Here is an 18,371-nt window from a genome sequence, read left to right on the forward strand (position 1 = left end):
GGCGGCGCTGACTCGTACTGCCGCTTCCGCATCAAAGCTGATCTCACTGGCTGGGGATGAGAACCTCAGTCCGGATGTCGGCACTCATGTCCGCATCGCGCCTTATGTGTGCGATTTGCTCGACAAGAAACGTCTTGGCGAAGTCATTCGCCAGATTGCTCCGGATTATGTGCTTCATCTGGGCGGTAAAAACTCGGTGCCGGAATCATGGCAAAGTCCACTGCTGTATATGGAATCCAATGTACTGTCCACATTGTATTTACTGGATGCACTGCGCCCTTTTCCCAAAGCTCGAATTGTTGTGGCGGGCTCTCGGCTTAAGACGGCTTTGCACGCTCCGTATCATCCTACGCACCCATACAGTCTCAGCAAAAGCCTTCAAGAGGCAGTCGCGCTGTCGTGGGGTGCGCTATTCGATCAATCCGTTATGCTGGCGGAGCCTTGCAACTTGATCGGCCCGGGTCCCTCAACCGGCTTTTGCGCATTACTGGCGGGGTATATCGTTCGGACGGAACGCATGAAAGGGCAGTCGGTAACTGAAGCTGCCCCTGCCCCGTTTCGGGTATCTTCCCGACATGCGCAGCGTGATTTTCTGGACGTTCGCGACGCCGTTCGTGCGTATGGTGTGCTGCTGGAGCAAGGTGTGCCGGGCCGTATTTATCCGGTCTGCACAGGCAGCATCGTAGAGCTGGGCCATATCGTGGAGCGTATGGTTGCACTGGCGAATACATCTGTCCCTGTACAATGGGGGGACACAGCAGAGTCAGCAGCGACGGAGGCATACCGTGCAAAGGAGCTGGAGGACATGGGCTGGAAGCCGAACATACAGCTAGGGCAATCACTAGAGGATATGATTCAATACCGCCGAGCTGGAAAGGAAGGAACGATATGAGACCGAAAGTAACGATCGTCATTCCCTTTTATAACTGTGCTTACGTGGATCAGGCTTTACAAAGCGCATTGGAGCAAACCTACGGACCACTTGAGATTATTGTCGTCGATGATGGGTCCACGACACATGTCGAAATGCTCCAGCCCTATCGTCCGTATATACATTATTTGGGCAAAGCCAACGGTGGAACAGCCAGCGCATTGAATCACGGTATCCGACATGCCAGCGGCGAATATATTGCGTGGCTCAGCTCGGATGATACCTACCATAGAGACAAAATTAATAACCAGGTTTCTTTTATGGTTGAACATGGTGCTCATATCTCTCATACCAATTTCAATTTCATCAATCAATACAGCCAAATCACAAGCTATCAGGCAGCAGCCGTATTCCCGTCCCTGACAGAGTTTTACCGTTTTTTCCAGCAGGGTAATCCGGTTAATGGATGCACGGTCATGTTTAAAAAGGAGCTGTTCTCACATATTGGTCTGTTCGATGAATTGCTGCCGTATACCCATGATCTGGATATGTGGTACCGAGTGATGCTGGCGGGATATCCATTTCTTTTTCTGAATGAGTCGCTGGTTAATTATCGCTGGCATGATGAAATGGGAACCAAAAAGCATTGGCCAGACGTTGAGCGGGAATATCGCATCACCCAGGCACGTTATCAAGATCGCTTTAATCAGCTATTAAACGGTCTGTCTTAGAATGGCTTTCTCATTAGAGAACCATATGAACCCGGAAAGTAGATCAGGGGGGATTGATATGAGCGATACGGGGATTGTTATGCCGCTTTACAAACAGGATATCGGTTATCTACAAGCTGCGATTTCGTCCGTACTTTCTCAGAGCTACGGAGCGTTTCGGTTTATTATTGTTATTGACGGAGCGCCGGAAATGATAGGACCGGCGCTCCACGCAGCAGGGGGGGACCCGCGCGTTCAGTTGATTACACTTCCCGAGAACAAAGGAGTATCCAGTGCCCTCAATCGGGGCTTCGACGAGTTGTTCCAGGACCCTGCAATCACCTATGTGACGTGGGTATCGAGTGATAATGTTTATTATCCTTCATTCGTAGAACGATTGCGGCAGGAACTGATGCAGGGGCCGGACTCGCTCGGCCTTGTATTCTCCACCTTCCGGCAGGTGGACGCCGGAGGGAACCCGCTGCATGACGAGCAGCACCAACAAGCGCTGATCCGATATCAAAGCCAGCCGCATCATGAATTACTGAACGCCAGCATTGTCGGGGTTTCGTTTATGTACAAAAGCAAATATGCCCGCCAGATTAGCGGCTATCGGCTGCAACCCGTGGAGGATTATGACTACTGGCTGCGGCTGACCGAGACGTGCAGCATGAAATTCATCCCGGAAATCCTGATGGATTACCGGGTAAATTCAGCTTTTAGCGTATCGGCCAGCTTGTACAGCCAGGGGGAACACCGGCGCTGGCGGCACGCATTTCAAATCGCCAAGTATGAGGCGAGAGCGCGTCGGGGCATCCCGCTTGAAATGACCATTTTAATGCCTGTCACAGATATGACTCAAGCCGAACCATTACTGGATAACCTGCTGGAGCAGCACTACAGCAATTGCATGATTCGGTTACTGGATTTAACGCCGGAACAGGGAGCTGCCTCTTTCCTGTCCATGATGCAAGATCCTCGACTAATCGTAACGCCAAGACCGCACTATTCTGTCGTGGAAGCACTGATTCAGGCCATAGGGGAAACAGTGACCCGCTTTGTTGTATGCTTCGGTGTCAAACCGTATATTGCTGTGACCGATTTGCTGTATTTGACGGATTTGCTGCGTCCACTCCAGGCTACACATGCCTTTTCCTACTATACAGATGATCATTCAACCGTCGGCAGCGGCCGAGGAGTTCAGTCCATACCGCCGGAATGGAATTACGTGTATTATACCCATAGATTACATCAGGCACTGGAGCAGGGCTGAGCTTTTAACTAACAGGAGACAGTGCTGCGATTGTAGTCAGCTCCGACTGAAGAACACGGTGCTCCTGCACAATATTACCGAATTGGTCCAGCCCAAAGTTGGACAGAACGACATTGGCTGGAGCAGCGGAGACTACGTTGTATTGCACCTCATAGGCAAGTACCCCTTGAATAAAAAAGGTACGGCGGGCAATGGAATTTGCAGGTAAGTTAATCGAGCTCACATACAACGGTGTTTTGGTATCCGGTACAAGTGAGAAAAAAATTTGGATCGCCACGGTCGCCGCGTTCACGGTATCCTCATTGACCAAATTCACAACAACATTGGAGCAGGCTGTGCCAAAATCTCTCGTGTTTGTCATATAGCCGGTTGTAAAAGCCAATTGAATCATCCTCTCAAAAACAAAATATTGAAGAACCCCTGGAGGGATGCTTCTATACTATGAATCTATTGAAGGGAAAGCTTGTACGCTTGTCGGTAGGGTATGCTGAAAAAGGTACATTTGATAGAAGCGACGGAACGTAATGCACTAGACGGGGAGGTGAGGCAGTTGTGAAAATCTTGCTGGCTACGTACTGGTCCATTCCTCATTTGGGTGGTGTATGGCCTTTATGCTGCAAATTAAACGGAGGCTGGAGTTGCTGGGAACCTATGGGGGATTATGATGCTGTATTCAGCCTGGGAGGACATTGCTTGCCTTCCATTCAGCTGGATAAAAACGGAATGCGTCCGTATGCCGGGCCGCTGGATTGGATGATCTCCGGTAATCAGCATCTGACCTCCTATCCTGCATTCAAAACGATGCTTGATCGCCGTATCACATGGCTACTGGAGAAATTCGCGCTTGCGTCCCGTCTGCTGCTGGTTCGTGTGGGGGGCAGCCGGGAGCAGGTGATAGAGCTGGATTGGGGGCCGGAACGGGTGGTTTCAATGGCGCTGCCGCCTGAGGATATATGGAACGGTCAGGATGAGCTGGGGTGTTATATGCTGGAAAACATCAGGCTGCAGGTCTGAGGTTCCGGATTATACAGGCTTAGATTGTCTTTACTGTCTGTACGTGTGCCTGCGCCAAGCTATAGAGCGTCGCATAACATAATGCGAAAGGAAGACTTTGGCTTCGGTTTAAAAGGAGGGTGCGCTAGTGAAGGCTTTGGTCACCGGGGGGGCTGGATTTATCGGTTCCCATCTGGTGCGTGCGCTTGCTGATTCGGGCATCCAAGTGCATGTGCTGGATAATTTGTCGACCGGGAATGTCGCAAATGTGGACCCGCGCGCGGTCATGCATATAGCAGATATTCGCAGCTCTGAAACCCGGACGCTGCTGATTCGGGAAAGCCCGGATATTGTGTTTCACCTGGCGGCACAGGCTGATGTGCAGCATTCCATTCATCAACCGGATGAGGATGCGGAAGTGAATGTGTTGGGGACGATCTATCTGTTGCAGGCTTGCCATGAAGCCGGTGTAGCCAAACTTATATTTGCCTCTACATCAGGCGTGTACGGAGAGCTGGAAAAGCAATGTATCCATGAAGACGATCCCACAGAGCCGATCTCGGGCTACGGGCTGTCCAAGCTGACCGCAGAGTCGTATATTCGGCTTTTTTATCGACTGTATGGCATGAACTACACGATTTTACGTTACGGAAACGTGTATGGTCCCGGTCAGGCGGCGAAGGGAGAGGGCGGCGTAGTCGCCCTTTTTATGGAACGGCTGAAAAAAGGCAGTCCCTTGCTCATTCACGGCGACGGAACACAGACCCGCGACTTTGTGTACGTCAAGGATGTAGTCAGAGCGAATGTGGCGGCTATACGCGCTGCGGATCAACGCACGGTACATGTAAGTACGGGACGAACGACATCCATCAATCGACTGGCCTATGATTTACTAAAGCTGCATGGTTCGTCCGTCCGCCCCGTATATTCACCAGCGCGGGCGGGAGACATTCACCATAGCTGCCTTAGTAACGCGGTCGCTAGACATTGGCTTCGTTGGGAACCGCTTTACGGCATCTCTGCTGGTTTAAAGGAAACGTATACGAGCAGCATGGATTCAGGAAAAGAAGGAACGTAGTGATAGAGCGCCCGAATCAGGGAGGGGCAGAGCGATGAGACTCAGCCCCTCCTTAATTGTTGATAGGTTGACATATCAGCAGATTGGGAGCTATTATAGATACAATAAGTCTTTAATTGAGGTGTAGTTATGAAATTTACAAAGGCAACGAATTATGCTCTGCACACCATGCTCATGCTTGTTGCCGATTCGTCGGTTAAGCCGGTAGGTGTTCAGCAGTTGGCCGAATCCCAGAATGTGTCACCAACCTATCTTTCAAAAATTTTGACCAGACTTGTGAAAGCTGGTATGATCGAATCGGTTTCCGGAGCCAATGGAGGCTATCGTATATCCCGCAATAAGGATGATATTACCTTTTTGGATATAATCCATGCTATTGAGGGTACAAATTCCTTGTTTGATTGTGATTTTGTCCACAGTTCCGAATGCTTGATTCAAGCTGTCATGAGGGAAGCGGAGGAAAAAATGGAACGTCATCTTAAAAATACAAAATTGGTGGATCTGGCCCACAAGCATACGCAGGGTTAAGGCCGAGGGGGAATTATAATAAGCTTTTTTTAATCTAATAACAGATATAATGAATCTTTAATATCTTTTAAAGGGAGTTGGATGCTATGCTGTACGATTGCGTCATTATTGGTGGAGGACCTGCCGGGCTGAATGCAGCCCTTGTGCTTGGCAGAGCAAGGAGAAACGTAGCTTTGATGGACAACAATCGGCCCAGAAATGCCGTTACGCATGCGTCACACGGCTTTATTACGCGAGATGGTGTAACGCCGGCCGAGTTTCGTCGTGTTGCTTATGAGGAAGTACAGCGCTATCCGTCTGTGGATCATTTGCCAACCGAGGTGGTTTCAATTGCCAAAATCGAATCCGGTCGATTTGAGGTGCTTGATTCGTCAGGCATTCGCGTCCAAGCGCGAAAACTGGTCCTGGCGACAGGGCTAAAGGAGATATTCCCCGAGATCGAAGGCTTTTATCCGTTATACGGGAAAAGTTTGTTTAATTGCCCTTATTGCGACGGCTGGGAGCTGCGGGATCAACCGCTTGTCCTCGTCTCTGAATTGCCAGCTGTCTATCATACGGCCAAGCTGCTCCTCAATTGGAGTCAGGATTTGGTGGTATGCACGAATGGACAGGCATCCCTGTCAGATGAGCAAAAAGAACGGCTTCAGTCCAAGGGAATCGTGGTGATGGAGCAGCCTGTTGCGGCTTTCATTGACCAGCATGGCCAGCTTGAGCATGTTCGTTTTACGGACGGTACCAAGCTCCCGAGAGTCGGCGGCTTCGTGATACCTCAGTTGGTACAAAGTGCATCGTTTGGAGAACAATTGGGCTGTGAAAGGACGGAGTCGGGCGGGATCAAGACCGATGGGGCGGGAAGAACCTCCATACCTGGTGTATACGCCGCGGGCGATTCTTCGTACTTTATGCCTTCTCAATTGATTTTTGCCGCAGCCGACGGCAGTCGAACCGCCACGAGCGTAAATATGGATCTGACGGATGAAGATTTCGGATAAATTAGGGTCCTTTTTATTCTAGAATCAAAGATATAGCCAGCAATATTAAACCCAGGATCATAAGTATGAAGGACCATTTCCATCTGCGCTTCCGATCTTTCCCCTCAGGATCGCATGCCTGCTCCGTATAGTAGTTGGCACGCATGCGATCACCACTAACTCCTGTTCCACTTAATATAATAGCGAGTATCATGCAGGCAGCGCCTGCCCGCCATACATAATCATGAATCATAGCGAACCCTCCTTTATTGAGAGGCTAAGCAAGATTTCCGCTCAATGACCTCGGTATTTACCAGCACCTGCGTATGATGCTCCTGATTTTGATTGAGCTTCTCCATCAGCAAGTTTACAGCTGTCTGAGCCAAAACATCCTTTTTTACATGAATGGTAGTTAGTTCAGGGCTGATGACCTTGGCCTCATGAATATTATCGAACCCCATAACGGAAATTTGCTCAGGTACTCGGATATTCATTTCCTGAAACGTTTTAATGGCACTAATCGCCATGTAATCATTTTCGCAAAATAGGGCCGAAGGAAGCTCCGTTAATTCTTGGATAGCTGTTTTAAAAGAATCCTGTGACATCACAAGCATGGGATGCATATTAAAGGTAAGCCTATCATCTATGGAAAGATCATGTTCCTCTAAAGCCGCCATAAATCCTTCCTTTCGTTTCTTAAAGTTAAGGATTCTGGTACTGGATTGCACATATCCTATTTGTCTGTGTCCAGACTGAACTAAATATTGGCCTGCCTGATACCCCCCAAGGTAGTTATTAATGGATACAAAACTGGCGTCGATGTGTTCAAAGCAAGTATCCAAAATAACGATATTGGCATGAATGGATTGTATAGAATGAATAATCTCGGAAGTTAAATTAGTGCCCAGCAGAAGCACTCCTGAGGAGGGCTGCTCTTTTTCCAGGGCAGACAATTCCTCTACCAGGCTATGGCTATCAAAAGACGAAAAAATAAGAGTGTTTCCATGGTTTCTCACCTGATTGGTAATATGATGAATTAACTCATTGAAAAATGGAAGTGATTCGTATTGCTCGGTCACGATGCCTGTATTTTTGCATGCAACAAAACGAATGACATGGTGACTTTTAGTAAATTCCTTATTTGACTTCATGGTCCGTGGTCTATATCCATGCTCGTGGGCAATTTTTAAAATATGCTCCTTGGTTTCTTCGCTAACACCGGGTTTGTTATTAAACGCAAGAGAGACGGCTGATTTTGAAACACCGGCAAGCCTTGCAATATCATCAATTTTCAACGTGGAACCTCCCATTGGACTAAACTATATAAATTATATCATGATTATACGATAAAGTTTAGTTTATAAATTAAACTAAACAAACGATATGAAAAATGAGTTGACCTTTTAGAATCTATAGTGGTAATATTCAATTGCGAACGCTTAATTTAGTTTATTTTATACAATATCATATAAATTTGCATTTTAATTTAGTTTTGTTTATGTAAGAAAGGGTGATTTATTTGAGATTAAACATTGCTGAAAATCAAAGAAGTTTTGCAAAAGAGGGCAAGCCTTTCTTTTACTTGGCAGATACCGTCTGGAGCGCTTTTACCAATGCGACAATTGAAGAGTGGAGCGATTACCTGGATTATCGAAAGATGCAGGGATTCAACGTTTTGCAAATCAACATGCTCCGGCAATGGGATGCAAGTGAAGCGGATTTAAATCTGCAGCCGTTTGCATTACTGGAAAATGGAAATTTTGACTACCGTACATTAAACGAAGCTTATTTCGACCGGGCAGAAGTCATGATAAAGATGGCTGTAGAGCGCGGATTTATTCCAGCGTTGGTTCTGCTGTGGTGCAACTATGTACCGGATACATGGGCTGAAATGTTCCAAAAGGACAATAAAATGCCGTTGGATTGCGTTGAACATTAAAGATCAGATAGGTCGCAAATATTAAGTAATAAAAAGGAAACTCATCAAGCTGACGATCACCCGTGTGTAATAATAGGGTTGTCGTCAGCTTTTTTGAAAACTGAAACAGACTTTTGTGGACATGCGCTAAAATAGTAGGTTACCATACACCCAACATGTTCATCATCTGACGGAAGGAGCGCACATATTTATCCGGTGCCAACAGGCTAACAATCCGTGTTTGCCCCTTCTGGCGAATAGATTCGCGATGAGGTACATTGTTCATCAGGTCTAACCCTTGCAATACCGCCTGCAAGATGTCTCCTTGTTCATAAAACTTACCGGTTTCGTTGTGATCAATGAATGCTCGTACTCCATCTGAATCAGAGCTTAAAACCGGGCAACGGCAGGCCATTGCCTCAGCTACCGCATAGCCGAAGCCCTCCACAAGCGAAGTTGACAGCAGGTAGCCGCCGGAGTCACCAATCATGGAGTAATACAGAGGCATTTTGGCATGAGGTATGCTTTTAAAGCGCTCAATAATCGAGGACATGCCGAGTTGAGTGAGCATCTGCTCAAATTGTATTTGATCCTCTGGCTGAGACAAGGTATCATCATAAAACATCCAAATGCGAAGATCAGCACGGTTTTGCAGCATCCAGTAGGAGATATTGACAAAATGCCTCCAGTTCTTGTTTGGCTCCAGCCGCCCAACCCATGCAATGACCGGATGGATCGGAGGAGTGTTGGGTACATAATTAAATACACTGGTATCCAGTACGTTTGGAAAAGCGAAACGTTTAAGCCACGGACACATGCCGGAGAATAGATTCACTAAATGAGTTGTATCTGGCAGGAGCACGGCATCGGCATATTGTTGAAGATACGGAACCGCATCTGCGACTACCAATGCCGCTTCTTTGTGTGTGCCAAAGCCTTGCGATTCATAGATTAATATCCCCTGATAGCCTAACATGCGCAGTCTGGGGAGCATAGGATAATCGGAGGAGACGATAATTGCATCGTAGTGATGAGTCTCCACCAGCTTTCGAATTTCCTCTTCGGAAGAAGTCATGAACACCGGAATATCGCCTTGCAGGTTTTGCATCCCAGTTCCCTGCTGATAATAGAGAAGGTGACACTCAATCCCGTCCTGAATGAGCACTTTACAGCGTTGGCGGTTCAGGGTTTCCACGCCGCCGCTGGGTATATAAAAAGTGAATAGAACTTTGATCTCCATAACCTCCTTTGCCAATCGCAAGCCCCTATACCAAGTTATTCAACCTACAGGACGGGGTGTGGGTATATATGGAAGCCTAGATTGAATCAGCGCATAATTATGACGGAGACGAGCATCCTCCGGGGAGAGTTCCATTGCTTCTCTTGCAAATTCACAGGCTTTGTACAGAAGGCCCAACTCTTAGCAAGCAAGGGCTCCGAGATCATACAGTGTAGTGTCCCAGCAAAAAGCGCATGGGGGAATCGCACTATAAAAGGTTGGTCTTTTTGACAGTGATGGTAGATGCGAATCTATATTATGGCGAACCGTACAAGTTTACGAGGATGAAAGTCTATTTTCCTGTTCACATTTTAGACACATTATTTTAAGCTTCTATTTAAGTGACGTTAAGCTAAGGCTATATGTGTGGGATTATTATTAGAATTTAAAAGTGTAGCATGAGGTAGGGGGAGACCGCTCCGCGAAGGCTTTGGGCTTCTGATCGCTGTTGCTGTAGGATTCTTCTTGGATTAGATGAGATATAAAAAGGTAAGAATCCTCCAGCAAAGGCGACCGCTGGCGCTTCTCCAGCTCCAAACCCTCCGCTGCGCTGCTACCCGCTACTCATGCACATTTTGGCAGTAGAGCAGTAAGGGGAAACCGCTGCGTGAAAGCTTTGGGCTTCCGATCGCTGTTGCTGTAGGATTCTTTTGCCACGTATGTAGGGTGGTATGATTTTGTAAAACGATATAAGAAAGGGTGAAACGTGTGCTCAAGGTGCAACAGGTGAGCAAGTGGTATGAGGGCAACCGGGGCGTACATAAGCTGGATTTTGAAATGCAGCGTGGTGAAATTGTCGGTTTTTTGGGGCCAAATGGTGCAGGTAAAACGACGACAATGCGCATGATTACAGGGTATCTCCAGCCGAGCGAGGGAGTCATTACGATTGACGGTATCCCGATTCAGGATAAGGGCAGACAGGCTCGTTCCAAAATCGGTTATTTGCCGGAGACTCCACCTTTGTATGGAGATATGTCCGTCCAATCCTATTTAAAATTTGTAGCTAGTATTCGGGACGTACCTGCGCGAGAGCAGAAGCTGCGTATTTCTGAAATGATTTCCAGGCTGGGATTGAATGGACGTGAAAAACAACTGGTACGCAGTTTGTCTAAAGGGTATAAGCAACGTTTGGGACTGGCGGGGGCTATTATCCATAACCCGGATTTGCTGGTGCTGGATGAACCGACCTCAGGCTTGGACCCTAATCAGATTTTGGAGATTCGTCAGCTTATACAAGAGATTGGTGAAAATCATACGGTACTACTCAGCACGCATATTTTGCCAGAGGTGGACGCTTTATGCAATCGGGTTCTTATCATCCATGAGGGGCAATTGGTGTTGGATGGGCGACCAGATGCACTCGGTGGTTCGATGGAGGATGGATTTAAGGTAAAGGTGGAGGTTAAAGGAAATCGTGAGCAGGTGCTGGATGTCCTGCGGGCTTGGGGAAAAGTGGAGGTCGAGCCTTTAGCATCTGCCTTGTCTCATGCGGATATGAAGCGGGCTGCAAGGGAGCAGAATTTGACTGGAGTGTTACTAACAGGAGCTTCCAATGAGGATTTTCGTGAAGAGCTGTTTTATGTGTTGTCTGCTGCGAGGCTTCCGATTTTGGAGATGAAAAAAGAGAGCCTTAGTCTGGAAAATATCTTCCAGCAGTTGACAACCCGCGAGACGGGGGCAGGTCAGATGGGCGATCAAGCGGCTGATGCTGTATCCTCCACGGAGAATACAGCATCCACAGGCGTTAAGGTAGATCATGAAGAGTCCGCATCCAGCGGTGACAAGGCTGTAGAGGCCAAGGATACAGGAGGTAATCAGTCATGAGGCGTTTGTTCGCGGTCTGTCAAAAAGAGCTACAGGCCTATTTGTGGACACCCACAACGTATTTTGCGCTGGCAGTGTACATGCTGCTGACGGGGTTACTCTTTTATACGAATTTTGTCCTGTATCAGCCAAGTATTCTGGACTATCGGTTAGTGCTTGGTGATACGCTGTCCATGCTGGTATTTGTCGTTCCACTACTCACAATGCGGCTGGTCGCGGAGGAATTCAGGCAGGGCACAGATGAACTGCTGCTAACCTCACCTGTAAGTGTGACAGAAATGATTATAGGTAAATTTTTGGCGTCACTGGGCATGCTGTTCATTTTAGTGCTGTGCAGTCTGGCGTATCCGGTGGTGATGTCCTTTTATGGATCGCTGGATTGGACGCTGGTGCTTACATCCGTGATCGGACTGTTTTTGCTTGGCGCATCTATGATGGCGATCGGCTTGTTCGCTTCGACGCTGTCACAGCATCAGATGATGTCGGCGGTTGTTAGCTTTATTATTTTACTCGTATTTTGGATGCTGGATTCGTTTGGTGGACAAACGGGCGCATCTGCGACGGTACAGCAATGGCTGGAGCCTTTTTCATTAACTGCACGGTTTGACAGTTTCACCAAAGGATTGCTGAACGGAGCCGATGTGATGTATTACGTGACAGTGGCGGCACTCTTTTTGCTGTTTAGCATCCAAGTAGTCGAACGGAAACGGTGGAGGTGATCAGGATGAAAAAATGGCTGGGTCATACAAACAGTGTAGTATTATCGGTTGCGGCTATCGGTATTTTTATTTTGCTGACGTTGTTTCTGCGTTCGCTGGGAGGTTTTCAACTGGATTTGACGTCAGGCAAGCAGTATACGCTGTCTGACCAGACGTTAACGGCTATTCAGGGAGTGAAGGAAGACGTACGGTTAATTGCTTTTACCGTATCCACTTCACAAAATCAGAAGCTGAACCGGGATGTTACGGATATGCTGAGCGAATACGCCAAGCGTAACAGCAAGCTCAAGGTCGAGCAATACGATCTGAATCAGGAACCGGTGCTTGCCAAGCAATATGGTGTTACCGCAGCATCTATTGTGTTGGTGCAGGGTGAAAAGAAACGGGTTATAGATATTGGGAGTCTGTTTACGCAAGCGCAGGGGAGTGGTGAAGGAGCATACCAGTTTACTGGTGAAGAAAAGCTGACCAGCGGACTGCTGGGGCTATCATCGACCCGTCAGGGGAAAGTGGTTTTTCTGACCGGTCATGAGGAAATCCCTTTGTCTCAAATGACCCAATTAAGCAGCTCACTGGCGCAGGATAATGTGAAAACAGAAGAAGTACAGCTCAATCGGGCTGGAAGTGTGCCTAAAGATGCATCCGTGTTGGCTATTATCGGGCCACAGCGGGATATCAGCACAACGGAGCTGAAGAGTATTCGTACGTACCTGAACGGCGGTGGAAAGCTTTTGATGGCGTTGGGCTTCCATCCGAGCATGCAATCCGACTGGAAAAACCTAGACGGCCTGGCGGCTGATTATGGAGTGAAGGATACGCATGCGATTGTGGTGGATCAGGAGCAGACGAATACGCTGGGACCTCTATGGACAGTTCCTACCTTTGGCAGTCATGCGATTACCAATAAGCTGGCAGCTTCCAATCTGTATCCAGTTCTTTCGCTGTCTATTGCTTTACAGGCGAAGGAGCAAAAGAATTGGAAGACGACGCCTCTGCTAAAATCTTCTGCCGCCAGCTATGGTGAAACGAATATCCAGGGGCTGCTGAACAACGAAGCACAGAAGGATGGGAAGGACCTGCAGGGGCCACTTGATCTGGGTTATGCAGTAGATGGAAAAGACGGCAAGCCCAAAGCGGTGATTCTCGGAACGTCTGCGCTTCTAAGCGACACCGAGATCAGCACGGGAGGAAATCGGGATTTTGTGCTGAACAGTCTGAACTATGTACAGGAACACTCTGATGGACTCACCATTCGGCCTCGTCAGGAGCAGGATTACAAGGTAGCCTATTTGACTCCTGCGCAAGCGAAAACAATATTGACCATATCCGTCATCGGAATGCCGTTGCTGTTCGCGGTAGTCGGAATCCTATTATGGTGGAGGCGAAGAAGAGCATGAAAAAATGGATACCCACAGTGCTGCTGTTAGTTGTATTGGGAGCGGGTATAATCTATGCCAAGAGCCAAAACTTTTTTCGTGAACAGGCACCAGCGGCTCGCCAGCTGGTTCAGCTCACCCGGGAAGATATTACGTCTTTCGCTATCACAGGAAAGGACGGTGCAACGGTGGAGCTTACACAACGTGATGGCAAATGGAGCATGACCAAGCCACAGTCTTACCCGTTAAACGGATATACAGTAGACAATTGGTTAGCTGCGATTCAAGATGTGAAGCTGGGTGAAACGGTAGAATCTTCCCCCAAGGATGTAGCCAAATACGGAATCAGCGCTACCCATGACCGGATTGAGATCAAGACCAAGAAGGGCGACGTACACACCTTTGCGTTTGGTGAAACGTTACCTTCGGGAGATGCTGCTTATGTTTTATCAGATCAAAAAGAGGTAGCTTCCGTACCTTTAGATACACTTTCGGGTTTACTGCTGGGTACTGCTGATTTTACAGATACAACACCGTTCGACTGGGATGATGCCAAGCTAAGCGGACTAGAGTGGGAAGGCCAAAAGGCCTCATGGATGCTCAAGTCTTCTGGCAGCAGCCAGGCCGGAGATAGTGCTTCCACTTCCTGGACGCTGAACGGAAAGTCAATAGCCGGTGATACGGCGACCTCCTTGTCGCAGCAAATCAAAAATCTGGCCAGCAATCTGCCCCTGCGCAAAGCCTCCGAGCTGAGCAAGCCTGTTCACCGCTTTACGCTGAGCGTATCGCTGAATCAGGATGATTCCCAGCTGGTTTATCAGGGCTGGACGCTTAACGATGATCCGGATACGGTATGGGTTGTACCTCCACAAAGCAACTGGGCCTATGGGCTGTCAGTATCTGACGTGAACCGTATCGAACAAAATGGGCACGACCAGGCTCAGACTAAAAAATAAACAAAAGATGATTTAATTTTATATGTATGCAAAGAGGCTCCAACGGCGAATAATTGTCGGTTGGAGCTTCTTTGTGCTCGTTATTCATCAGATTTACTGCTTTTGGAAGAAGGGCTGTTGTTATCGTTTAATTCTTTAATGACCTGAATCAGCTCATGAAGCGAGAGATCCAGCTTATCCAATTTTTCCTCCATGGTGTGCAGGATGTGCCGCAACAAAATAAAACAAAGCCCAGCTGGAAAGCCGACGTTGGTTACCAAAGAAAGAGCATCATCCATCTGCAATGTATTCCCTCCTTTTTATCCGTATATAAATGAAGGTAAATTAAAAGAACCATATACAACTGCTTGGAAAAATAGTATAATAAATAAGAACAAATGTTCTGTTTCAGTTGTTAAATAGGTTCCCAAATTACCCTATAATATGAGGATTTCGAAAGGCCAAATCCAAAGAGAAAGGGTGATTTACAATTAGCACATCTCAGCTAACATTGGTGGAACAATACCGAAAGAAGTTATACCGCATTGCATGGAGGATTCAATATCGTGCGCGGGTACAAACCAATCATGAATTTGTAATGGAAAAGAACGAAGCTGTCGGTACTCCATCTTTTATAGACTCTGTAAACTCTAAAATGTATACTTTACAGCTCATCAACTCTCTACCGTCTGAGATCGGCAAAACCATCATCTTTGACCTTTACATACTGGATAAAACCGAAGCACAGATTGCAGCAGAGTTAAAGCTATCCCAACAGGCGGTGAATAAATGGAAAAAGAAAATGCTCAAGGAATTATTTCGGATGCTGAGTTTATCCGATTGCTCAAATTAGCACGAAGTGGTGATCAGGAGGCCATGTGCAGAATACTTCATTTATTTGAGGAAGATATTCAGAAAACCAGCCGGTATATCCGCATGTCCCGTGAGGATGCCGTTCAAAGTATTGTGACTGATTTTATTGAAGAGCTACGGCAAGAATTACAAATAGAAAAGGTGGACAATGGATATCATAAGCTTGCAAAATCTGACGATTAGACTCATGATAAAAAGCCTGAAAACGCTCATAGGTGGCGTCCTCAGGCTTTTGATATTTTAAAATAAATTAATTCACATATTTATTGCCGTCAGCGTCAATATAAATGGATTGAACAGCCGTACGGCGGTAAGGATAGCCGGTCTCGGTGGTGCCGCTAATTTCATAGGTTACGGAATAAAGGCCGGGTTTGTCCGCTTTGGAAAGCTCGATTTGTCCGGTAGGATTAACGGTTTTTTGCTGTAATGTCAAACCCTTGGACGCTGAAGTGATTCCTTGCTGCGGGTCACCGTAGTACTGAACCTGGTAGGTGACTTCTGTAACGCTGTCTTTAGAATCCTGTGGTTTCAGATTTAGCTTCGGACCCAATGCGTTGAGTTTGTATTTTAGTTCAGGTACCTGAACGGCTTGGTAGCGAGCAATCAGAAGATACGCACCCTTATCAGGAGCCGTGACATTCAGTTTATAGGTGCCCGGGTTTGGATTTTGAATGGCAGCGCTATGATGCCAGGCACCAGCAAAAATTTCGTGATCATAACCTGCTTTCAGATTAACAATCTCACTGGTACCGTCAGGCTTGGTCAACTCAAGCTGACTTACACGCTTATCGCTGATCCAGTCCAGATCAATGGATTGGACACCATTTTCAACAGTGAGGATTTCGGAGGCTTTTCCATTATAGTTTCCGCCACGGATAAAGTATGAATTGTCGATCTCGCTATAGGTGGATTGTAAAGCAGAAGCAGGCAGGGAAGATGCCACTGAAAGTGCCTCAGATTCCTAATTCAATGCTGGAGTGTTCGCTTGAAGGTAGGGCTGGATCAGGGAAAAAACGTAGGAGCCTGTACGAACTTTGGCATGATCCCAAGGTCCGACTTTGACAATACGTCCACCGGGAAGCTTTGCATTGTCGACTGTGACCACTCCATCATTCTTGCCAAAGGTTGAGAGGTAAAGTCCGCCGAGTATGTAGGATGCGGTGCCGTCAGACCAGTTATCACCAGCATGCGTGAAGAAGGGAATGGTAGTCGCGTTGCTGAGTGCATCGGTCTTGGATCGGAAATACTTCATATAAGATGTCTGTAAAGTAGAGGTGCCGGGATTCTGTGAGCCGACGATATCTGCCAGCCATCCGGCCCAACTGCTGTAAGCGAGATCTGCGAGTTGTGAGCCATGATGGGGACTGCTGAGGGTGATGACGATGAGTTTTTTTCCAAAATGATTACTAATGACCTTGATTTTGTCGGCTAGAAGCTTACCATTGTCCCACATATCCTGTGAGGTGCCATTTGCATCGTAAAGATTAATGGTGGCTGTCTGGTATCCGGCGTCACGTGCGCGTTGAAGCATATCGTTGTTATTTTTGGTCCAGACTTCAGCGCTACTGTTCAAACCATGTACAAACAATAGTGCGGACTTGGCAGGATCAACGCGATTAGGCGGCGGGCCTTCTGCCCAGCTTCCGGCGGGATCTTTTGGGGGGCGGGGTGTAGTAGAGCCTGCAAATGCGCCTACAGGGACAAGAGTGACAGATAATAAAAAAATAAGCATCAAAACAGTGATTTTTTTCAAACTTGAAATCCTTCTTTTGTAAAATAAAGTATTTTTACATTCCATCTTGTGGTAAATCATCAATTGTATTTCATATTTACATTAAAATTTTATTTTTTCAGTCATTTTTTAGTCAGGATATCCCTACGATTCATGGCGCATGCTATTCTCGTCACATATTTTATATGTATGGAGGATGAGTTCATGTCAGGAACTAAGAAGATCATCAGCTTGACGATTTCTGCTGCTTTACTTGCCAGCATGGCTACTTTGACAGGGTGTGGGACTGCGAAAAACGTCCGTACGAACGCTACTCGCTATAACGTGCAAAGCACACGTCCTTTGGATGGTGTAAACCGTTATGGTGTGGATGGTGTGAACCGTATTGATGGTGTAAATCGTTATGGTATGGATGGTGTAAACCGTATTGATGGTGTGAACCGTTATGGGGTTAGGTCCAACGGTGTGGATGGGGTGCCATTGAACCCGAACACCAATGTTCCCGGACATCCAGTTCGTAATTTGCAAGTCGATCGCAATTTGTCCAAACGTATAGCCGAGTTGCCGGATGTTAAATCTGCGACCGTACTGGTTGGTGATCGTAATGCTTATGTAGCGGTTTCCTTGAAGGACCATGCCAACGCAACTGGTGTGGGTACTCCTAGCGCCACCAGTACTCAGCATTACAGAAATGCACCGAGCGTGAGTGGCGTTAATGGTACGCGCGGGGGCTATACAACGGGTACCACTACGCCCGGAGTGACAGATGGGGTTACCGGATACGGAACACCTGCGCGTCGTGGTGACGGATTATACGGCACAATGGGTACAGGTTCTTATGGTATGATTCGTGGCTTGACGGATGGTACCCGCACGGATGGCACCACAGTTCAGGGTGCACGAACTGCGTATGAGCCTAGCACGCTGACCGAAGCGGTCAAAAGTAAAATTTCCAATAAGGTTAAGCAATTTGCGCCATCGATTCAACAGGTGTATGTATCAGCGAACCCTGATTTTATCAAGCATAGCACCGACTTTGCACGCAGTGTGCAAAGTGGTCATCCGATCAAAGGAATGAGTACCCAATTAGGTGATATCATTCAACGCGTTTTTCCAACCCCTGCGGCTGGTACGAACCGTCCAATGCTAAATACACCACCAACACGCCCACAAAATCATACACCTGCACCTGTGAATCATCGCTAATTCACCACATAAGAGCAATGCCCAAAAAAAGAGCTATCCATTTCGGCGAATGCGCCGACGGATAGCTTTTTGGCTTAGGGGAACA

Annotated in this window: 19 protein-coding genes and 2 pseudogenes; 15 read left to right on the forward strand and 6 right to left on the reverse strand. The window is 47.3% G+C overall.

Annotated features, from left to right (window positions below):
* The 3 genes from L693_RS0119445 to L693_RS0119455 form a co-directional block, all read left to right on the forward strand.
* Positions 1 to 892: NAD-dependent epimerase/dehydratase family protein (locus tag L693_RS0119445; RefSeq protein ID WP_025719241.1), on the forward strand; the 892-nt coding region annotated here is incomplete at its 5' end.
* A complete protein-coding gene (locus L693_RS0119450) occupies positions 889 to 1,602 on the forward strand; it encodes a glycosyltransferase (RefSeq protein WP_025719243.1) in 714 nt (237 codons plus the stop codon). The genes L693_RS0119445 and L693_RS0119450, both read left to right, overlap by 4 nt.
* Positions 1,603 to 1,660: 58 nt before the next feature.
* Positions 1,661 to 2,854 carry a glycosyltransferase family 2 protein gene (locus L693_RS0119455; RefSeq protein WP_025719245.1) on the forward strand — a complete coding sequence of 398 codons (1,194 nt, stop codon included), beginning with the start codon at positions 1,661 to 1,663 and terminating at the stop codon, positions 2,852 to 2,854.
* A 4-nt stretch (positions 2,855 to 2,858) separates the two neighbouring features.
* Here L693_RS0119455 and L693_RS0119460 read toward each other — a convergent pair whose 3' ends face one another.
* Complete coding sequence (locus L693_RS0119460; RefSeq protein ID WP_025719246.1) at positions 2,859 to 3,236, reverse strand: hypothetical protein; 378 nt, start codon at positions 3,234 to 3,236, stop codon at positions 2,859 to 2,861.
* A gap of 269 nt (positions 3,237 to 3,505) precedes the next feature.
* On the opposite strand from L693_RS0119460, the gene L693_RS0119470 reads away from it, so the two are divergent.
* The 4 genes from L693_RS0119470 to L693_RS0119485 all read left to right on the forward strand — a co-directional run bounded on the left by L693_RS0119470 (position 3,506) and on the right by L693_RS0119485 (position 6,445).
* On the forward strand, positions 3,506 to 3,868 hold the full coding sequence (locus L693_RS0119470; protein ID WP_081752173.1) for a DUF1796 family putative cysteine peptidase: 363 nt from the start codon (positions 3,506 to 3,508) through the stop codon (positions 3,866 to 3,868).
* A 127-nt stretch (positions 3,869 to 3,995) separates the two neighbouring features.
* Complete coding sequence (locus L693_RS0119475; RefSeq protein ID WP_025719249.1) at positions 3,996 to 4,925, forward strand: NAD-dependent epimerase/dehydratase family protein; 930 nt, start codon at positions 3,996 to 3,998, stop codon at positions 4,923 to 4,925.
* Between the two features lie 129 nt (positions 4,926 to 5,054).
* Positions 5,055 to 5,453: an Rrf2 family transcriptional regulator gene (locus tag L693_RS0119480; RefSeq protein WP_025719250.1), complete on the forward strand. Its 399-nt coding sequence runs from the start codon at positions 5,055 to 5,057 to the stop codon at positions 5,451 to 5,453.
* A gap of 86 nt (positions 5,454 to 5,539) precedes the next feature.
* A complete protein-coding gene (locus tag L693_RS0119485) occupies positions 5,540 to 6,445 on the forward strand; it encodes an NAD(P)/FAD-dependent oxidoreductase (protein WP_025719252.1) in 906 nt (301 codons plus the stop codon).
* Positions 6,446 to 6,458: 13 nt separating this feature from the next.
* On the opposite strand, the gene L693_RS0119490 is transcribed toward L693_RS0119485, so the two are convergent.
* Both L693_RS0119490 and L693_RS0119495 read right to left on the reverse strand, forming a co-directional pair.
* Positions 6,459 to 6,677: a DUF5316 family protein gene (locus L693_RS0119490; protein ID WP_025719254.1), complete on the reverse strand. Its 219-nt coding sequence runs from the start codon at positions 6,675 to 6,677 to the stop codon at positions 6,459 to 6,461.
* A 13-nt stretch (positions 6,678 to 6,690) separates the two neighbouring features.
* The gene (locus L693_RS0119495) at positions 6,691 to 7,719 is read right to left on the reverse strand and encodes a LacI family DNA-binding transcriptional regulator (RefSeq protein WP_025719256.1); all 1,029 of its coding nucleotides are present in this window, start codon (positions 7,717 to 7,719) and stop codon (positions 6,691 to 6,693) included.
* 215 nt (positions 7,720 to 7,934) lie between these two features.
* On the opposite strand from L693_RS0119495, the pseudogene L693_RS0119500 reads away from it, so the two are divergent.
* Positions 7,935 to 8,357, forward strand: a pseudogene (locus L693_RS0119500) (apiosidase-like domain-containing protein); the annotation flags it as partial.
* 145 nt (positions 8,358 to 8,502) lie between these two features.
* Here L693_RS0119500 and L693_RS0119505 read toward each other — a convergent pair.
* Positions 8,503 to 9,582 (reverse strand): glycosyltransferase family 4 protein, encoded by a 1,080-nt coding sequence (locus L693_RS0119505; protein WP_231503701.1) that lies wholly within the window; start codon positions 9,580 to 9,582, stop codon positions 8,503 to 8,505.
* A gap of 747 nt (positions 9,583 to 10,329) precedes the next feature.
* Between L693_RS0119505 and L693_RS0119510 the strand changes: the two genes are divergently transcribed.
* From L693_RS0119510 to L693_RS0119525, 4 genes are read left to right on the forward strand one after another with little or no spacing between them, the layout of a single operon-like run.
* Positions 10,330 to 11,445: an ABC transporter ATP-binding protein gene (locus L693_RS0119510; protein WP_025719262.1), complete on the forward strand. Its 1,116-nt coding sequence runs from the start codon at positions 10,330 to 10,332 to the stop codon at positions 11,443 to 11,445.
* The gene (locus L693_RS0119515) at positions 11,442 to 12,164 is read left to right on the forward strand and encodes an ABC transporter permease (RefSeq protein WP_025719264.1); all 723 of its coding nucleotides are present in this window, start codon (positions 11,442 to 11,444) and stop codon (positions 12,162 to 12,164) included. The genes L693_RS0119510 and L693_RS0119515 overlap by 4 nt, the downstream gene beginning before the upstream one ends.
* Positions 12,165 to 12,169: 5 nt before the next feature.
* Positions 12,170 to 13,561 carry a GldG family protein gene (locus L693_RS0119520; protein WP_025719266.1) on the forward strand — a complete coding sequence of 464 codons (1,392 nt, stop codon included), beginning with the start codon at positions 12,170 to 12,172 and terminating at the stop codon, positions 13,559 to 13,561.
* Positions 13,558 to 14,496, forward strand: coding sequence for a DUF4340 domain-containing protein (locus L693_RS0119525; RefSeq protein ID WP_025719267.1), 939 nt, complete (start codon positions 13,558 to 13,560; stop codon positions 14,494 to 14,496). The genes L693_RS0119520 and L693_RS0119525 overlap by 4 nt, the downstream gene beginning before the upstream one ends.
* An 80-nt stretch (positions 14,497 to 14,576) precedes the next feature.
* Here the strand turns inward: L693_RS0119525 and L693_RS0119530 are convergent, their stop codons facing one another.
* Positions 14,577 to 14,780, reverse strand: coding sequence for a hypothetical protein (locus L693_RS0119530; protein ID WP_025719269.1), 204 nt, complete (start codon positions 14,778 to 14,780; stop codon positions 14,577 to 14,579).
* 185 nt (positions 14,781 to 14,965) lie between these two features.
* Here L693_RS0119530 and L693_RS32160 point away from each other — a divergent pair, with 185 nt between their 5' ends.
* A complete protein-coding gene (locus L693_RS32160; RefSeq protein ID WP_081752170.1) occupies positions 14,966 to 15,328 on the forward strand; it encodes a hypothetical protein in 363 nt (120 codons plus the stop codon).
* Positions 15,265 to 15,531: a helix-turn-helix domain-containing protein gene (locus L693_RS0119535; RefSeq protein ID WP_081752171.1), complete on the forward strand. Its 267-nt coding sequence runs from the start codon at positions 15,265 to 15,267 to the stop codon at positions 15,529 to 15,531. The genes L693_RS32160 and L693_RS0119535 overlap by 64 nt, the downstream gene beginning before the upstream one ends.
* Positions 15,532 to 15,598: 67 nt before the next feature.
* On the opposite strand, the pseudogene L693_RS32165 reads toward L693_RS0119535, so the two are convergent.
* Positions 15,599 to 17,101 (reverse strand): annotated as a pseudogene (locus tag L693_RS32165) (esterase/lipase family protein).
* Between the two features lie 183 nt (positions 17,102 to 17,284).
* On the opposite strand from L693_RS32165, the gene L693_RS0119545 reads away from it, so the two are divergent.
* Positions 17,285 to 18,286 (forward strand): YhcN/YlaJ family sporulation lipoprotein, encoded by a 1,002-nt coding sequence (locus L693_RS0119545; RefSeq protein WP_025719273.1) that lies wholly within the window; start codon positions 17,285 to 17,287, stop codon positions 18,284 to 18,286.
* Positions 18,287 to 18,371: the final 85 nt, after the last annotated feature.

Source organism: Paenibacillus sp. 1-18 (genome assembly GCF_000520755.1).
Lineage (GTDB): Bacteria > Bacillota > Bacilli > Paenibacillales > Paenibacillaceae > Paenibacillus > Paenibacillus brasilensis.

What these genes read in the sequence shown, in the direction of transcription:
- L693_RS0119450 (WP_025719243.1), top strand. Translation starts at nt 889, where the DNA reads ATGAGACCGAAAGTAACGATCGTCATTCCCTTTTATAACTGTGCTTAC.
- L693_RS0119455 (WP_025719245.1), top strand. Translation starts at nt 1,661, where the DNA reads ATGAGCGATACGGGGATTGTTATGCCGCTTTACAAACAGGATATCGGT.
- L693_RS0119470 (WP_081752173.1), top strand. Translation starts at nt 3,506, where the DNA reads ATGGGGGATTATGATGCTGTATTCAGCCTGGGAGGACATTGCTTGCCT.
- L693_RS0119480 (WP_025719250.1), top strand. Translation starts at nt 5,055, where the DNA reads ATGAAATTTACAAAGGCAACGAATTATGCTCTGCACACCATGCTCATG.
- L693_RS0119485 (WP_025719252.1), top strand. Translation starts at nt 5,540, where the DNA reads ATGCTGTACGATTGCGTCATTATTGGTGGAGGACCTGCCGGGCTGAAT.
- L693_RS0119490 (WP_025719254.1), bottom strand. Translation starts at nt 6,677, where the DNA reads ATGATTCATGATTATGTATGGCGGGCAGGCGCTGCCTGCATGATACTC.
- L693_RS0119505 (WP_231503701.1), bottom strand. Translation starts at nt 9,582, where the DNA reads ATGGAGATCAAAGTTCTATTCACTTTTTATATACCCAGCGGCGGCGTG.
- L693_RS0119515 (WP_025719264.1), top strand. Translation starts at nt 11,442, where the DNA reads ATGAGGCGTTTGTTCGCGGTCTGTCAAAAAGAGCTACAGGCCTATTTG.
- L693_RS0119520 (WP_025719266.1), top strand. Translation starts at nt 12,170, where the DNA reads ATGAAAAAATGGCTGGGTCATACAAACAGTGTAGTATTATCGGTTGCG.
- L693_RS0119525 (WP_025719267.1), top strand. Translation starts at nt 13,558, where the DNA reads ATGAAAAAATGGATACCCACAGTGCTGCTGTTAGTTGTATTGGGAGCG.
- L693_RS0119535 (WP_081752171.1), top strand. Translation starts at nt 15,265, where the DNA reads ATGGAAAAAGAAAATGCTCAAGGAATTATTTCGGATGCTGAGTTTATC.
- L693_RS0119545 (WP_025719273.1), top strand. Translation starts at nt 17,285, where the DNA reads ATGTCAGGAACTAAGAAGATCATCAGCTTGACGATTTCTGCTGCTTTA.